Raw genomic sequence first — 14,860 nt, 5'->3', positions numbered from 1 at the left:
CGCGCCGACGGAACGCGCGATGAACACCCACTGAAGCGGAGGCGTCGGGTGAGCGGGCACTTCGGGTCAAGGGGCGCATCCGGGCTTCCGGCAGGTTAGCGTCCCCTTCGGAGGAAGCCATGCCGACGAAGGAAGCCGCCCTGAAAGGGGCCGGTGACAGCGCCACCAGTGATGCCGGCGACACCAGCGACACCAGCACCACCACCAGGACCGGGGACCGGGGGACCGCCCCAGCACCGCACATCCGCCGCCGTGCCACCGCCCTGGCCGCGCTGATCACCGCTCTGGCGTTCTGCGTCGGCGACGCCGTCGCGACGACCTTTCCGTTCGGACGCCACAGCCGGAGCGTCAGTGACCTGGGCAACCAGTTCGTACCGTTCCACGCGCACCTGTGGGACCTGCTGCACGGCAGGGCCGACGGCGGGCTGCTGGTCAACTGGCAGTCCGGGTACGGCTCCAGCTTCCTCCCCGACTTCGGCACGTATCTGAGCAGCCCCTTCGCGCTGCTGGTCGGGCTCTTCCCGCGGGACGAGATCGACCTCGCGGTGTACGTGATCACGGTGCTGAAGATGGCGTCGGCGGGTGCCGCGATGGCGTTCCTGCTGCTGACGCTGCGCAAGGGCCGCTGGTGGACGGCCGGGACGCTCGGCGCCTCGTACGCGCTGTGCGGCTGGTCGATGGCCGAGGCGTCGTACAACCTCATGTGGCTGGACGGGCTCATCGCGTTCCCGCTGCTGTGCCTGGTCGGCGAGTGGGCGCTGACGAACCGGCGCCCGGTGCTCGGGCCGCTGGTCGTCGCCCTCGCCTGGACGGCCAACTTCTACACGGCGTACATGGCGACGATCGGCGCCGCGCTCGTCCTGCTGCTGCGGCTGCTGCTCGGCCGGGAGGACGTACGGCGCAAGCTCGCCGTGCTGGGGCGGGCCGTGCTGGCGACGCTGCTCGGCATCGGGCTGGCGGCGCCGCTGATCCTCGTCGTGTTCAAGGCGACGAAGCTCGCGCACCCCGGCCGCGTCAACGAGTTCGCGCCGGCCGCGATGCCCGACGTGCTGGCGCGGTTGCTGCCCGGCACGTACACCTTCGGGACGCCGGCCGTCTGGGTCGGCACGGCCGCGCTGCTGCTCGCGCTGACCCTGCCGTTCAACGCGGCGGTCGCCCGGCGGGAGCGGGCCGGCTGGAGCGCGCTCGTTCTCATCGTCCTGCTGTCCATGCAGTGGAAGCCCACCCACCTGGCCTGGCACGCGTTCGCCACGCCCAACGGCAGTTCCTACCGGCAGACGTTCGTGCTCTGCGGGGTGCTGGTCATCGCCGGCTGGCTGTCCCTCGCGCAGGGCGTGCCGCGGCTGAAGCCGCTGCTGGGCGGCGTCGGGCTGCTCGTGCTGGTGACCGCGATCGGGAGCACCAGCGTCGTCACGGAGTCCTGGACGGTGCCGCTGCTGGCGCTCTCCCTGACGGCCGTGCTCGGCAGCCTGGTGCTGCTGCGGTCGGTGGAGGCCCGGCGGCGTACCGCCCGCTGGGCGCCGGTGCTGGCCGCCGCGCTGCTGGTGGGCGCGCAGGTGGCGGAGTCCGCGGTCTCGGAGGCGTCCTACGACAAGGCGCGGCTCGGGCGGCTCGACGACTACGGGCCGTGGAGCCAGCGGCAGGACGTGCAGAGCGCCGCGGTCTCCCGGTCCGACGGCTGGCCCGCGTACCGCACCGATCCCGGTCTCTGGCAGACGGTCGGCAACGATCCGCTGGTCGTCGGCGGGCAGGGCGCCCAGTACTACAGCAGCCTCACCTCGGAGGTCTGGGCGAGCACGCTGACCGCGCTCGGCGGCGGCTACTCCTCGCGCGGCCGGTCGCCGCGCAGTATCGACGGCCCGGTCACGGACGCCATCTTCTCGGTCGGCGCCCGGCTGCACTCCAACCAGGACCCGTTCCGGCACCCGCTGCGCGGCCCGTACACGACGACGGTGTCGGTCTCGCGGATGGACGTTCCCCCGCTGGTGACCGTCCGCCCGGCCGGCGGACCGCGGTCCTACGGCGACAACACGTTCCGCAACCAGGAGGCGCTGCTCGGTGCGGGCGTCTACACGGTTCCGCGGGTCGACATACGCGACGCCGACGGCACTGTGCCGAAGCTGACGCTGGAGGGTCAGTACGGGGTCAGGGCGCGCGAGGCGGGGAAGAGCGGGCCCACGCAGGTGCTGCGGGCGCACTGCCCGGCGGGCAGTGAAGTGTTCCTCTCGGTACCGGACTTCGCCGGCCAGGGCGGGCTGCGCGGGGTGTCGGACGGGGTGCGCTTCGATGCCCGCCCGCCGCAGAACCGCGCGACCGTCCAGCCCATGGGAACGGTGCCGGCCTCCGGCGATGTGCGGGTGGACCTGATAGCGCTGGGCGCCGGTGCGCTGCCCAAGGAGCCGATCGGCTGCCTCGACCCGGTGAAACTCGCCGCCCGGGTGGCCGAGTTGAAGGCCACCGGCGCGACGCGGGTGTCGGTGTCCGGCAGCCGTCTGACCGCCGAGCTGCCGCCCGGCAGCACGGGTGTCGCCGTGATCGCCGCCCCGGCGATCGAGGGGTGGAGCTGCTCGACGGGCGGCGGCGCCGCCAGGCCGGCCGGCAACCACCTGGGCCTGCTGTCGGTCCCGCTGGACGGCACGTCGCGCACCATCAGCTGCGACTTCACCCCGCCGGGGCTGAAGGCGGGGTCCGCGGTGGGCGGCGCCGCGGCGCTGGGGCTCTGCGCGCTGGCGGGGTACCGGTGGTGGTCGCGCCGACGCCGTCACACCGCGGCGGCCGCAACATGACACCGCGCCCGCCGGGAGGCTGTGAGCCGTCCCGGGGGGCGCGGTGAGTCATGCGGTGGGTGATTCAGGCGTTACGGCAGGGCGTGGACGTGGGCGCCGACCGAGTTGGACCACTGGTTGCCGTTCTTGGCGTCCCAGTTGGTCGACCAGGTCATCGCACCGCGCAGCGTCGGCCACTTGGTGGCCGGCTTGAAGGTGCCGCAGCCGGTGCCCTTGGTCAGGCAGTCGATCGCGTTGTTGACCACCGACGGGTCGACGTAGCCGGAGCCGGCGCCGCTCGTCGAGGCCGGGAGCCCGAGGCCGACCTGGGACGGGTCGAGCCCGCCCTGGATGACGGTGCAGGCCTGCGTGGTGATGAAGTCCACGGAGCCCTGCGAGTAGACGCCGCCGTCACAGCCGTTCATCGAACCGCTGTTGTAGTACTGGGTGTTGACGACGGTCAGGATGTCCTTGATCTTGAGCGCGGTGGCGAAGTAGTCGCTCGACGGGGAGAGCATGTCGATCGTCTGCGGCGCCATCGTGATGATGAGGCCGGAACCCGCCTTGCTGCTCAGGCTGCGCAGCGCCTGCGACATGTAGGTGGAGTTGAGCCCGTTCTCCAGGTCGATGTCGACGCCGCTGAACCCGTAGGTCTGCATCAGCGAGTAGACGCTGTTGGCGAAGTTGGTGGCGGAGGCGGAGTCGTTGATCGACACGGTGCCGTTCTGGCCGCCGATGGAGATGACGACCCGCTTGCCGGCCGCCTGCTTCGCCGCGATGTCCGCCTTGAACTGGGCGACGGAGTAGTTCAGCGCCGGGTCCAGGTTGAAGGTGACCCCGCCGGGCGTGCCGGACGCGTCGGCGAACGAGACGGCGATGATGTCGTACTGGTTCTGCACCTGGGCGATGGTCTGGACGGTCGCGCCGTTGTTGAAGTTCTGCCAGTACCCGGTGAGGACGTGCTTGGGCAGGCTGCCGGCCGGGGGAGTGGTCGGCGGGGTGGTGGGAGGCGTGGTCGGGGGTGTGGTGGGGGGAGTCGTCGGCGGGGTGGTCGGCGGCGTCGTGGGCGGGGTCGTCGGGGGCGTCGTGGGAGTGCCGCCGGGACCGGTCAGGACGACGTCGTCCGCGAAGTACGCGGGCTGCGCGTACCAGCCGTTGAGGTAGACGGTGACCGAGGTGGTGCTCGCGCCGGTCGTGAACTTGGTGCTCAGCTGCTGGTACGAACCGGCGGACGGCGTCCAGGTCGACACGTCCGAGGTGCCGGTGCCGCTCGCGCCGAGGTAGACGTACGAGCCCTGCACCCAGGCGCTCAACGAGTACGCGGAGTTGGGCTTGACGCTTACGGTCTGCGAACACTTGGCGTTGTCGGAGCCGCTCGGGCTGCCCTTGAGGGCCGAGGACCCGCCGTGCACCGGGCTGGAGACGGCCGCACCGCTGCCCGCCGTGCACGTCCAGCCGGACAGTCCGCTCTCGAAGCCGGCGTTGCTGACGAGGTTGGTGTCGGCGGCCTGCGCGGTCCCGACGTTGGCCATCGCGAAGCCGGCGGCCACGAGCGAGGCGGCCCCTACGGTGGCGAGGGCCGTCCGCGCGACCTTCGGTCTCCGATAAGCATGCGATGCACGTTCCACGACTGCCTCCTGGGGGCAAGGAGTTGGGGGGTGACGGGAAATGCGCATGAGGGTTGGGCGGCGTGCCCTGCGTGTGACCAAGTTGGTCCAGACCAATCGGGTTGTCAAGACCTCTGGCCTTCACCACTCGTTCATGGGGCGCATCCAGGCGTTTACCGATCCTGATCCGCGACTTTCCGCACTCATTCCGCTACACATCGATAGGCTGGCGCACGCGATCCGGCGGGTGAACGGTCCTTGCGCAGGACAGGAGGGCTGCGGATGTCGAGCGTCATAACGGTCACAGCGGACGATCTCGCGCTTCCGCTCGAGCAGCATGTCGCGCGCACCTCCGCTGCGCTCGACGCCTACGGGCACCTCATCGCCCTCGCCTCGCCCGATCCCGCCGACCCCGGCCGGCGCCGGCTGCACACCGTGCGCGCCGCGCTCGAAGCGGACCGGATGGCGATCGTCCCCGTCGATCTGCCGCCGCTGGCCGCCGCGCTGCTCGCGGAGCAGCTGCGCCAGCTGGCCGGTACCGACCTGGGCCCCGGCGTACTCGCGGGCGCGGCCCGGCTGCTCTCGTACTACCTGTACTCCGGCGCCCTGCTCGGCTCGGTCAGCAAGCTCGACCGGGTGCCGGTCACCGTCGGCAAGCACTTCAAGTCCCTGGTGCCCGGGCGGCACTTCGCCGTCATGGCCCACCCGGAGCCGGGGCTGTCCGAGGCCGGTCCTGACGCCGTCCCGCCGGGGCCGGGCTTCCTCACCCAGCTCGCGGTCGCCGGGCACGGCCTCGACGCGGGCTGGGTCACCGGCCCGCTCGCCGCCGCCTGGCGCACTCAGCACATCCGCGAGGTGCCGCTGCCGGAGGGTTCGGCGCGCTGGTGGGGCACCGGCCGGCTCGTCGAGTTCACCGCGTACATCGCGGACATCGGCATCCTGTACCAACTGGTCACGTCGGTCCGCCGGGACACCTGCCCGTGGTGCGGCCTGGAGGTGATCGGCGACCAGTGCCTCTTCTGCTCGACGCGGCTCGGCGACCGTTCCGACCGGGGCGACCGCTCCTCGGACCGCTTCTCGGACCGCTCCGACCGTACGCAGCAGGTCGCGGCCCGGGAACAGCCGTTACGCCGGCCGCAGCAGCAGCGCCCGCCGCAGTACCAGCCGCAGCACCAGCGGCAGGAACCGCGGTCGCGGGAGCTGCCCACCACCGACCGCCCCCAGCTCGAACCCCATAAGCGATAGGTCTGCCTGCCGATGAATTCACGTCAGCGACGCGGTGTCGTCCTCCTGGTGGTCTCCGTGCTGTGCGCGGTGGCGGCCTTCGCGGGAGTCGTCACGGTCATCGGCAACGCACGGTCGGAGGTCGGCCCGAAGGTCACCGCGTACCAGCTGACCAAGGACGTGCCGGCCTATACGGCGGTGACGTCCGGCCAGTTGGAGAAGGTCCGGATACCGGAGAAGTGGCTGCCCGACACCGCTGTGCGCGACCTCGCCACCGTCCAGGGGATGGTCGCGGCGATCCCGCTGAAACGCGGCTCCCTGCTGGAGTCCGGCATGGTCGCGGCGAGGCCGGTGCTCCAGTCCGGCCAGATGGAGATCGCCATCATGATCGACGCGGAGACCGGCGTCGCCGGGAAGATCACCCCGGGGTCGAAGGTCAACATCTTCGCCACCTTCGCGGGCAAGAAGGACACCGACCCGGACATCTCGAAGATCATCGTCACCGGGGCGCGGGTCATCGACGTCGGTGAGATCAAGGCGTTCGACAAGAGCCAGGACTCCCAGCGACAGGCCGCCCAGGGCGTGCCGATCACGTTCGCCCTCGACGCGGCCGACGCCCAGCGCGTCGCGTTCTCCGAGTCCTTCGCCCGGCACGTCCGGCTGGCGCTGATCGCCCCGGGCGACGACAGCGCCCCGGCCGCGGGCGACCGCACGTACACCCTGGCGGGCGACACGGGAGGCAAGAGGTGATCGTGAGGATCCTGTCCGGCACCGCTGACCCGGATGCCGCCCGCGCACTGGCCGGTCTGCTGCACCAGCTGCCCGGCGCCGAGCCGGGCCCCGCGCTGCCCGACTCCACCCTGCTGCTCGACACCCTCGCCCGCGCGGCCGAGGCGGGGATCGACGAGCTGCCCGAGGTCGTCATCGTGCACGACGGCATCACCCCGATGCCCGCGCTGGAACTGATACGGGAGGTCGCATTCCGCTTCCCGGCCGTCGGCGTCGTCCTGCTCACCGCCGACCCGAGCCCGGCCGTGCTCTCCGCCGCGATGGACTCCGGAGCGCGCGGCGTCATCGGACTGCCGCTGTCGTACGACGAGTTGGGCGCCCGCGTCGAGGCGGCCGCCGCCTGGGCGGGCGGAGTCCGCCGCCACCTCAGCCCGCAGCGCGCGCTGCCCGCCGTGGCCGGCGGCACCCTCGTCGCCGTCGCCGGCGCGAAGGGCGGCGTCGGCACCACCGTCACCGCCATCCAGCTCGCGCTGGCCGCGCACGCCGCCGGCCGGTCCACCGCCCTCGTCGACCTGGACCTGCAGGGCGGCGACATCGCCTCGTACCTGGACGTCCAGTTCCGCCGCTCGATGGCCGACCTCGCCGACATCGCCGACATCTCGTCGCGCGTCCTGCACGACGCGATGTACGTCCACGAGTCCGGGCCCGCCCTGCTGCTCGCCCCGGGCGAGGGCGAACGCGGCGAGGACGTCACGGACCGGTCGGTGCGGCTGGTCCTGCACGCGCTGCGGCAGCGGTACGAAGTGGTCGTCGTCGACTGCGGCACCCAGCTGACCACGGCCAACGCCGTGGCCGTCGAGACCGCCGACACGGCGCTGCTGGTCACCACCCCGGACGTCGTCGCGGTCCGGGCGGCCAAGCGCATGGTGCGGATGTGGGACCGGCTGCAGATCCGCAAGCCGCAGGACACCACGACCGTCGTCAACCGCTACACGCGCGGCACCGAGATCCAGCCGTCCCTCGTCGCCCGCATCACCGGCACCAGGGTCGCGGCCTCCGTCGTGCCCGCCGCGTTCAAGGAACTCCAGTCCGTCATCGACGCCGGACGCCTCCACGACCTCGACAACCGCTCCACGGTCAAGCAGGGCCTGTGGGCGCTGGCGGCCGAACTCGGCCTCGCCGTCGGCGGCCACGCGCTGCCCAAGGCGGCCAGGCGCGGCAGGCGCAGTCTGCGCGACGACCGGGGCCAGGTGATCCTGGAGACCCTCGGCATGACGCCGATCATCCTCATCACCCTGATCCTGGTCTGGCAGGCGGTGCTCGCGGGCTACACGTTCACCCTCGCCGGCCACGCGGCGGACGAGGCGGCGCGGGCGGCGGCGGTGGGCCAGGACGCGTCGGCGGCGGGGATGCGGGACCTGCCGGAGGCGTGGCGCGGCAGCGCGGGCATCGTCACCGGCAAGGACGGCGGCACGGTCACCGTGACCGTCAACCTCAAGGTCCCCGTCCTGTTCCCGGGCGCGATCGACTTCCCGCTGACGGTGCACGGCCACGCGTCCACGGTGGACGAGGAGGCGAAGCGATGACCGTGCGGAGCACCCCTGGGTGGCGTGAACGCGGTTCGGCGTCCCTGGAGTTCCTCGGCGTGCTGCCGATCCTGCTGCTCATCGCGCTCGCCGGAATCCAGCTCGGCTTCGTCGCCTACGCCGCCAACCAGGCCGGCACCGCGGCCCGTACCGCCGCCCGCACCGCGGCGCTGCGCGCCCCGCACCCGGACGCGGCGGAAGCGGGCCGCAACGCAGTGAGCGACTGGCTGCGGGCCGGCACCGTCATCTCGCCCGCCTCCGACGACGGAGACTCCGTCACCGAGACCGCCACCATCAACATCCCGTCCGTCATCCCCGGCGTGAGCATCTTCGGTCCGGTGCGGCGCAGCGCGACCATGCCGAAAGAAGACACCACGCCATGAGCCTGCGCGCCCGCCTCGCCGTCACGGAAGAGGCCACCCCCCAGACCCAAGAGGGCCACATGGTGGCCGTCTACCGCACCAAGCTGCTCCAGGAGATCGACCTCGCCGAGATGTCGGCGCTCGCCACCGCCGAGCGGCGGGCCCGGCTGGAGCGGGTGCTCGGGCACATCATCAGCCGCGAGGGCCCGGTCCTGTCGACGAAGGAGCGCGCGGGCATCATCCGCCGCGTCGTGGACGAGGCGCTCGGTCTCGGCGTCCTCGAACCGCTCCTCGAGGACCCGACCATCACCGAGATCATGGTCAACGGACCCGACAAGATCTACGTCGAGCGGGGCGGCCGGGTCGAGCAGGTGGCCGTCCGCTTCTCGTCCGCCGAGCAGCTGCTGCAGACCATCGAGCGCATCGTCTCGACCGTCAACCGCCGGGTCGACGAGTCCAATCCGATGGTCGACGCGCGCCTGCCGAGCGGTGAGCGCGTCAACGTCATCATCCCGCCGCTGTCGCTGAGCGGCCCGACGCTCACCATCCGCCGCTTCCCGCGCGCCTACACCCTCCAGGAACTGATAGCCCTCGGCACCCTCGACGAGCACATGCTGATGCTGCTCTCCGCGCTGGTCCGCGCGAAGTGCAACATCATCGTCAGCGGGGGCACCGGCTCCGGCAAGACGACGCTGCTCAACGCGCTGTCCGGGCTGATCCCGGACGGCGAGCGCATCATCACCGTCGAGGACGCCGCCGAACTGCAGCTGCAGCAGGACCACGTCATCCGGCTGGAGACCCGGCCGCCGAACGTCGAGGGCGAGGGCCGCATCACCATCCGCGACCTCGTACGGAACTCCCTGCGCATGCGCCCCGACCGCATCATCGTCGGTGAGGTCCGCGGCGGTGAGACCCTCGACATGCTCCAGGCGATGTCCACCGGCCACGACGGCTCGCTCGCCACCGTGCACGCCAACTCGGCCGAGGACGCGGTGCTGCGCCTGCAGACGCTGGCCTCGATGAGCGAGGTCAAGATCCCCTTCGAGGCGCTGCGCGACCAGATCAACAGCGCGGTGGACGTGCTCGTGCAGCTCACCCGGCATGTCGACGGCACCCGCCGCATCGTCGAGATCGCCATGCTCTCCTCCCGCGGCCGCGATGTCTTCCGGCTCACCAGCGCGACCCGCTTCCGCGCGGAGCCGCTCGGTGCCGACCGCATCGTCCGGGGCTGGTACGAGCACCACCCCCTTCCCAGGGAGCTCGCTGAGCGGCTGTACCTGGCCGGTGAACACATCCCGGCCGCCTACGGCGTCGGCTCCAGCGAACTGGAACTCGACATCCGGGAGGCCAAGTGAGCGACCAGCTCCCGCTGATCGTCATCGGCGTCACCCTGCTCGCCCTGACGCTGGGCGTCTGGGGTCTGCACGCCTGGTCCGGCGGCCGCGCCGAACGCGCCGCCCTCGTCGAACGCCTCGCGGGCGAGCTGGGGTCGGGCGCCGGCCGCCATGTCCCCTTCGCCGCCCTGGACCGCCGGGTGCGCGCCACCGGCTGGGGCGGGCGCCTCGCCGGCCGCCTCGCCGCCACCGGCACCGACCTCACCCCCGGCCAGTTCACCGCGGCGGCCGTCGGCCTGGTCGGCGGCGCCTGGCTCGTCGCCGACGTCGTCCTCGCCCCCTTCTTCGGCCCGATCGCCGGAATCCTCGCGTTCTGGTCCGCGTACTCCTTCCTGGAGTGGCGCCGCCGGGTCCGCACCGAACGCTTCATCGCCCAACTGCCCGAACTGGCCCGCGTCCTGGCCAACGCCACCCAGGCCGGCCTCGCGCTGCGCACGGCGGTCGGCATGGCGGCGGACGAGCTGGAGGCCCCGGCGGGCGAGGAGCTCAAGAAGGTCGCCGACGCGATGGCGATGGGCCACTCCGTCGAGGACGCCCTGGCCGAACTGCAGGAACGCCTGCCCAGCCGCGAGCTCATCGTCCTGGTCTCCACCCTCGTCCTGTCGAGCCGCGCGGGCGGCTCCGTCGTCGAGTCGCTCCGCAACCTGACGGTCACCCTGGAGGAGCGCAAGGAGACCCGGCGGGAGATCCGCACCCAGATGTCCCAGGTCACGGTCACCGCGTACGCCGTCCCCGTCATCGGCATCGGCTCGCTGTTCCTGCTGAACCAGATCATGCCGGGCTCACTGAGCGCGATGACCGGCTCCAACCTCGGGCGGATCTGCGTGCTGATCTCCCTGGGTCTGTATGTGGTGGGGTTCTGGATGATCCGCCGGATGTCAAGGATCGACGTATGAAGCGACGTATGAAGAGCGACGTATGAAGCGACGTATGAAGGGGGTGAGTTGCTGATGGTGATGATCGGCCTCGGGCTGGCCCTCGCCCTGGCGCTGTGCGCGGTAGGCGTCGTCCACGCGATCGCCCTCCTGCGCTCCGACGCCAAGCTCCCCGACGACCTGATGCTCGCCCTGGAAGTAGGCCGCACCCGAACCACCCGCACCGGCAACGCCGTCGACCAACTCGGCATGCGCTGGTCCCCGATGGTGATGCGCTGGATGGGCCCCGCCCGCGTCGCCAAAATGCGCATGAAGATCGACCACGCGGGACACCCGCACGGGTTGACGGTGGAACGGTACGCGGCGCGGCGGGCGGTGTACGGGGCGCTGGGCGGGCTGGCGGCCTTCGCCCTCCTCACGAGCGGCCACTGGTTCCTGGCGCTGATCCTGCTCGGCTACGCCTGGGGCTGGGCCGACCTGGGCCTCTGGCTCGCGGTCCGCAAACGCCGCGACGACATCGAGCGCACCCTCCCCGACTTCCTGGACGTGCTGGCGGTGGTGGTGAGCGCGGGACTCGGCTTCCGCCAGGCGCTGGAGCGCGTCAACACGGTCTACAAGGGCCCGTGGTCGGACGAGATCCGTATCGCGCTGCGGCAGATGGATGTGGGCGTGAGCCGCCGCGACGCTTTCGACCAGCTCCGGAAGCGAAACAGGAGCGATCAGGTGAGCCAGTTCGTGAGCACGCTGCAACAGGGCGAGGAATTGGGCGCGCCCATTGCACGGACACTGCTGCAGATCGCCCAGGACATGCGGCGGACCGAGGCGCAGAACGCCCGGCGACGGGCAGCGAGGACGGTGCCGAAGGCGACCGGCGTGATCACGATGCTGCTCGTCCCGGCCACCATGATCCTGCTGCTTACCGGCACGATCATGGGTTCTCAGATCAACTTCGGCCAAATCCTGGGGAATGGGTGAATCCGGTCATGTTCCCTGCTAAGAACCGCCATATTGGATGCGCCAGTTGGCGCGTAAAGGGCTGCGGTTGCACGGGGTTCGGGTGTACCTTTGCAGACGCAACCATATTTGCACCTGCAATCAAGAACGGATCGCTACGGACCGGACCGGTGAGAGGCGGTGCGCCGTGGAAGGTGTCGTCGAGCTCGGCGGTCGTGGCGAGAGTGAGAACGAGAAACCGGCCGTCGCATCAGGCACGACCGACGTTCGTCAGGTGACAAAGGATGGGGCAGACAATCATGAGTACATGGGCTGTGAAGCGGCTCGTCGCGGCGCACGTCTGGGCGCGCCAGGCAGGCGAGCGCGGGCAGACGTCCTTCGAGTATCTGGGGATTGCGGTGGTGATCGCGGTGATCATCGGAGTGCTGGCCGGTACGACGTCCATCGGCGACGCGGTTCTGACCGGGATCACGGGCAGGATTGCGGCCATCGTGGGCGCGGGCGGCTGAAGGGGTTGGCGTGGGGCGAGGAAGGCCAGACCCTCGGCCTCTACATCGTGGCCGTGGCCGCGCTGTTCTTCCTCGCGTTCGCGTTCTTCGCGGTCGGTCAGGCCGGCAGTGTCCGCAACAGTGCCCAGACGGCCGCCGACGCGGCGGCCCTGGGTGCCGCGGGCGAGGCCCGGGACGAGGCGCACGACGCCTTTCTCGAGGCACTCGTCAAGGGTGACCTGCCGAAGCTCACCCAACTGCTCAGCGGTCAGGGGATGCCGGGCGTCGGGGCCTGTGGCGCGGCCAGCGACCTCGCGGACGCGAATCGGGCCGACCGCCAGATCTGCGCCCGTGTCGACGGCCCGCCTGGATACACCGTTTCGGTTCTCACCAGGGGGACCGTCGGGGACAGCGTCGTGAAGGGCACGTCGAACATGCACGCCACGGCAAGCGCTACGGCGGTGGTCGAAGGCCGCTGCGTCGTGGCGGGCGTGGAGGGCAAGGCTGTGAAGTTCTCCTGCAACAAGGGCGAAGAGTTGACGATCGATGCGACCGCGACCGATTTCCGCTTGAATCTCGCGCAGTTCTACACGGTTCACCTCAGCACATGAAAGCCGATCACGTAGCGATGGAACGGGGACACCGATGACCAATCGGCGCAGAGAGACAGGCCGCCGCGTCATGACGGTGGTCGCGCTCGTGACCAGTGGAGCCATCGCTCTGGCGGGCTGCGGGGGAGGGGACGGTGACAAGAAGCCCGACAACGCCTCGATGAGCAAGTCCGGTGTGCCGAAGGGCGGCGGACCGAGCAGCGGCAGCGCGACGCCGTCGGCGGAGCCGACCCAGGTGCTGGCCCAGATCAAGGGCGAGGAGAACATGGTCGTCACGCTGAACTCGGCGACGCGTGACGCCGGTGGGTTCGTGACGGTCCAGGGCACGATCACGAACAACGGCGACAAGCCGTTCACTGCCGTCTCCTGGCGCGGTCAGGAGGTCGCATTGGTCAAGTCGGGGCCGTCCGTCGCCGGTGCGGTCCTGGTTGATCAGGCGGGAAAGAAGCGGTACTACATTCTCCGCGACACCGAGGGCAAGTGCCTCTGCACCATGGGACTGACGCTGGTCCCGGCAAAGGAGACCCGCCCGTTCTTCGCCCAGTTCCCCGCCCCGCCCACCGCTACCACCTCCGTGGAGTTCCAGCTCCCCACCATGCCGCCCGCCAAGATCCAGATTTCGGAGGGGTGAGCGATCATGCCCCGTACCAAGCGACGTGCCGCCGGTGCTGCCGTGCTCACGCTTTCGGTCGTCACGATCACCTTCGCCGGGCCCGTCGGGATGGCTCGGGCGGACGGTGGGCCGTCGGCTTCGCCTTCTACGGCGGCGCCTTCGGCGCCGGTGAAGGTCGATCCGACCTCGCCGCGGCTGAAGTTGCCGGAAGGGGCGACGCTGGCGCCGGCGAAGGTGCTGGACATCGTGGCGGTCACGGACCAGTCGTCAACGCGCGCGAGTCAGCCGGAGCAGCGGCATGAGGAGTCCAACTCCTCGATCACGTACGCGCTGCAGTCGGAGGTGCTGTTCGCGATCGACAGCGCGGTGCTGTCACCGGCCGCGGCGGCGCGGATCAAGGCCATTGGGGGCGACATCAACGCAAAGAACGTTTCGTCACCCATCCGGGTCTTCGGGTTCACCGACAACCTGGGCAGCAGTGAGCACGGCGACGTGTTGTCGAAGCAACGCGCCGACGCCGTCTACAAGGTTTTGGCCCAGGCGCTCGGATCCGCCGGTGGCGCAAGCCACAGTTTTCAGGTGCGCGGGTACGGCGAGGACTATCCCATAGCAGACAATTCATCCGAAGAGGGTCGCCGTCAGAACCGGCGGGTGGAGATTACGTTCACACCGTCCGCCGCGTGAGGTGCTGAGCACGCGCTCATAGGCGGTACGGTGTAACTCCCCCCTCGGGCCGGTTCGCTCTCCCCCCCTGCGAACCGGCCCGTTTTTTGTTGCCCTCAGCCAGACACCCGCATGAGCTCGGAGCTCGGAGCTCAGAGCCGGCAGCCGCCCGTCGCGTCGAGGACCTGGCCGGTGATCCAGCGGGCGTCGTCGGAGGCGAGGAAGGCGACGGGGGCGGCGATGTCGTCGGGGAGGCCGACGCGGCCGAGTGCGGTGTCCGCGGCGACCAGCTCGTGTGCGTCCGGGTTGTCGCGCAGCCAGAAGGCGTTGGCGTCGGTGTCGACCGTGGCGGGAGCCACCGTGTTGACGGTGATGTTGCGCGGGCCGAGGTGCTTGGCCAGGGTGTGGCCGAGGACGTCGAGGGCGCCCTTCGTCATGCTGTACGCGATCGTCTCGGGAAGCGCGACCCGGGTGACGGCCGAGCTGATGTTGATGATGCGGCCGCCGTCGCGGAGCAGTGGCAGAACGCGCTGGACGAGGAAGAACGGTGCGCGGACGTTGACGGCGAAGAGCCGTTCGAAGCGCTCCGGCGACTCCGCCTCGATCGGCCCGCCGGCGGCGTTGATCGCGGCGTTGTTGACGAGGATGTCCAACCGGGGTGCCTGGCCGGTGTGTTCGCGCAGCCCCCCTTCGAGGGCGTGCACCAACCTGTCCACGTCGCCCTCGACGCCCAGCTCGGCCCGCAGGGCGAAGGCCCGGCCCCCGGCCGCCAGGATGCCGTCGACCGTCTCCTTGGCCGCGGCCTCGTTGCTGCCGTAGTGGACCGCGACGAGGGCGCCGTCCGCGGCGAGGCGCCGGGCGATCGCGCGCCCGATGCCACGTGAGGCTCCGGTCACCAGTGCCGTCTTGCCGGTCAGATCTCCCATGGCGGGCTCCTTGTCAGGGTGGACGCTGTTGCGGGTGAGGCGACCTTCGCGCGGCGTGCTGAC

The 14,860-nt window shown here is 70.8% G+C and carries 14 protein-coding genes; 12 read left to right on the top strand and 2 right to left on the bottom strand.

The genetic code is table 11. The features are described 5' to 3' along the window. The first annotated feature begins 119 nt into the window (after positions 1 to 119). Positions 120 to 2,786: a YfhO family protein gene (locus LNW73_RS11540; RefSeq protein ID WP_250989851.1), complete on the top strand. Its 2,667-nt coding sequence runs from the start codon at positions 120 to 122 to the stop codon at positions 2,784 to 2,786. Positions 2,787 to 2,857: 71 nt separating this feature from the next. Here LNW73_RS11540 and LNW73_RS11535 read toward each other — a convergent pair whose 3' ends face one another. Then, positions 2,858 to 4,441: a chitinase gene (locus tag LNW73_RS11535; protein ID WP_374118083.1), complete on the bottom strand. Its 1,584-nt coding sequence runs from the start codon at positions 4,439 to 4,441 to the stop codon at positions 2,858 to 2,860. 213 nt (positions 4,442 to 4,654) lie between these two features. On the opposite strand from LNW73_RS11535, the gene LNW73_RS11530 reads away from it, so the two are divergent. From LNW73_RS11530 to LNW73_RS11480, 11 genes are all read left to right on the top strand, one after another. Continuing rightward, positions 4,655 to 5,617, top strand: coding sequence for a hypothetical protein (locus tag LNW73_RS11530; protein ID WP_250989850.1), 963 nt, complete (start codon positions 4,655 to 4,657; stop codon positions 5,615 to 5,617). 12 nt (positions 5,618 to 5,629) lie between these two features. Beyond that, entirely contained in the window at positions 5,630 to 6,346 is a 717-nt protein-coding gene (gene cpaB, locus LNW73_RS11525; RefSeq protein ID WP_250977474.1) for a Flp pilus assembly protein CpaB, read from the top strand. After that, positions 6,343 to 7,911: an AAA family ATPase gene (locus LNW73_RS11520; RefSeq protein ID WP_250989849.1), complete on the top strand. Its 1,569-nt coding sequence runs from the start codon at positions 6,343 to 6,345 to the stop codon at positions 7,909 to 7,911. Before cpaB ends, LNW73_RS11520 begins: the two co-directional genes overlap by 4 nt. Next, complete coding sequence (locus LNW73_RS11515) at positions 7,908 to 8,294, top strand: TadE/TadG family type IV pilus assembly protein (protein ID WP_250989848.1); 387 nt, start codon at positions 7,908 to 7,910, stop codon at positions 8,292 to 8,294. The genes LNW73_RS11520 and LNW73_RS11515 overlap by 4 nt, the downstream gene beginning before the upstream one ends. Beyond that, on the top strand, positions 8,291 to 9,628 hold the full coding sequence (locus LNW73_RS11510) for a CpaF family protein (protein WP_250977477.1): 1,338 nt from the start codon (positions 8,291 to 8,293) through the stop codon (positions 9,626 to 9,628). The genes LNW73_RS11515 and LNW73_RS11510 overlap by 4 nt, the downstream gene beginning before the upstream one ends. Next, positions 9,625 to 10,563 carry a type II secretion system F family protein gene (locus LNW73_RS11505; protein WP_250989847.1) on the top strand — a complete coding sequence of 313 codons (939 nt, stop codon included), beginning with the start codon at positions 9,625 to 9,627 and terminating at the stop codon, positions 10,561 to 10,563. Before LNW73_RS11510 ends, LNW73_RS11505 begins: the two co-directional genes overlap by 4 nt. 60 nt (positions 10,564 to 10,623) lie before the next feature. Further along, the gene (locus tag LNW73_RS11500) at positions 10,624 to 11,517 is read left to right on the top strand and encodes a DUF5936 domain-containing protein (RefSeq protein ID WP_250992881.1); all 894 of its coding nucleotides are present in this window, start codon (positions 10,624 to 10,626) and stop codon (positions 11,515 to 11,517) included. 278 nt (positions 11,518 to 11,795) lie between these two features. Continuing rightward, on the top strand, positions 11,796 to 12,005 hold the full coding sequence (locus tag LNW73_RS11495; RefSeq protein WP_187144994.1) for a hypothetical protein: 210 nt from the start codon (positions 11,796 to 11,798) through the stop codon (positions 12,003 to 12,005). A gap of 5 nt (positions 12,006 to 12,010) precedes the next feature. Next, entirely contained in the window at positions 12,011 to 12,595 is a 585-nt protein-coding gene (locus LNW73_RS11490; RefSeq protein ID WP_285390953.1) for a pilus assembly protein TadG-related protein, read from the top strand. A 34-nt stretch (positions 12,596 to 12,629) separates the two neighbouring features. After that, positions 12,630 to 13,226 (top strand): hypothetical protein, encoded by a 597-nt coding sequence (locus LNW73_RS11485; protein ID WP_250989845.1) that lies wholly within the window; start codon positions 12,630 to 12,632, stop codon positions 13,224 to 13,226. A 6-nt stretch (positions 13,227 to 13,232) separates the two neighbouring features. Continuing rightward, positions 13,233 to 13,892 (top strand): OmpA family protein, encoded by a 660-nt coding sequence (locus LNW73_RS11480; RefSeq protein WP_250977482.1) that lies wholly within the window; start codon positions 13,233 to 13,235, stop codon positions 13,890 to 13,892. A gap of 131 nt (positions 13,893 to 14,023) precedes the next feature. Here the strand turns inward: LNW73_RS11480 and LNW73_RS11475 are convergent, their stop codons facing one another. Further along, positions 14,024 to 14,797: an SDR family NAD(P)-dependent oxidoreductase gene (locus LNW73_RS11475; RefSeq protein ID WP_250989844.1), complete on the bottom strand. Its 774-nt coding sequence runs from the start codon at positions 14,795 to 14,797 to the stop codon at positions 14,024 to 14,026. Positions 14,798 to 14,860: the final 63 nt, after the last annotated feature.

This window comes from Streptomyces sp. RKAG337, from assembly GCF_023701715.1.
In the GTDB taxonomy this organism is placed as follows: domain Bacteria; phylum Actinomycetota; class Actinomycetes; order Streptomycetales; family Streptomycetaceae; genus Actinacidiphila.
The sequence above is the reverse complement of the archived record's forward strand: the minus strand, read 5'-3'. Positions and strand labels throughout refer to the sequence as shown.

Bases quoted from the DNA above. Each gene is read 5' to 3' on its own strand.
- LNW73_RS11485 (WP_250989845.1), top strand. From the start codon at position 12,630: ATGACCAATCGGCGCAGAGAGACAGGCCGCCGCGTCATGACGGTGGTC.
- LNW73_RS11475 (WP_250989844.1), bottom strand. From the start codon at position 14,797: ATGGGAGATCTGACCGGCAAGACGGCACTGGTGACCGGAGCCTCACGT.
- LNW73_RS11510 (WP_250977477.1), top strand. From the start codon at position 8,291: ATGAGCCTGCGCGCCCGCCTCGCCGTCACGGAAGAGGCCACCCCCCAG.
- LNW73_RS11500 (WP_250992881.1), top strand. From the start codon at position 10,624: ATGATCGGCCTCGGGCTGGCCCTCGCCCTGGCGCTGTGCGCGGTAGGC.
- LNW73_RS11540 (WP_250989851.1), top strand. From the start codon at position 120: ATGCCGACGAAGGAAGCCGCCCTGAAAGGGGCCGGTGACAGCGCCACC.
- LNW73_RS11535 (WP_374118083.1), bottom strand. From the start codon at position 4,441: ATGCGCATTTCCCGTCACCCCCCAACTCCTTGCCCCCAGGAGGCAGTC.
- LNW73_RS11495 (WP_187144994.1), top strand. From the start codon at position 11,796: ATGAGTACATGGGCTGTGAAGCGGCTCGTCGCGGCGCACGTCTGGGCG.
- LNW73_RS11530 (WP_250989850.1), top strand. From the start codon at position 4,655: ATGTCGAGCGTCATAACGGTCACAGCGGACGATCTCGCGCTTCCGCTC.
- LNW73_RS11480 (WP_250977482.1), top strand. From the start codon at position 13,233: ATGCCCCGTACCAAGCGACGTGCCGCCGGTGCTGCCGTGCTCACGCTT.
- cpaB (WP_250977474.1), top strand. From the start codon at position 5,630: ATGAATTCACGTCAGCGACGCGGTGTCGTCCTCCTGGTGGTCTCCGTG.
- LNW73_RS11515 (WP_250989848.1), top strand. From the start codon at position 7,908: ATGACCGTGCGGAGCACCCCTGGGTGGCGTGAACGCGGTTCGGCGTCC.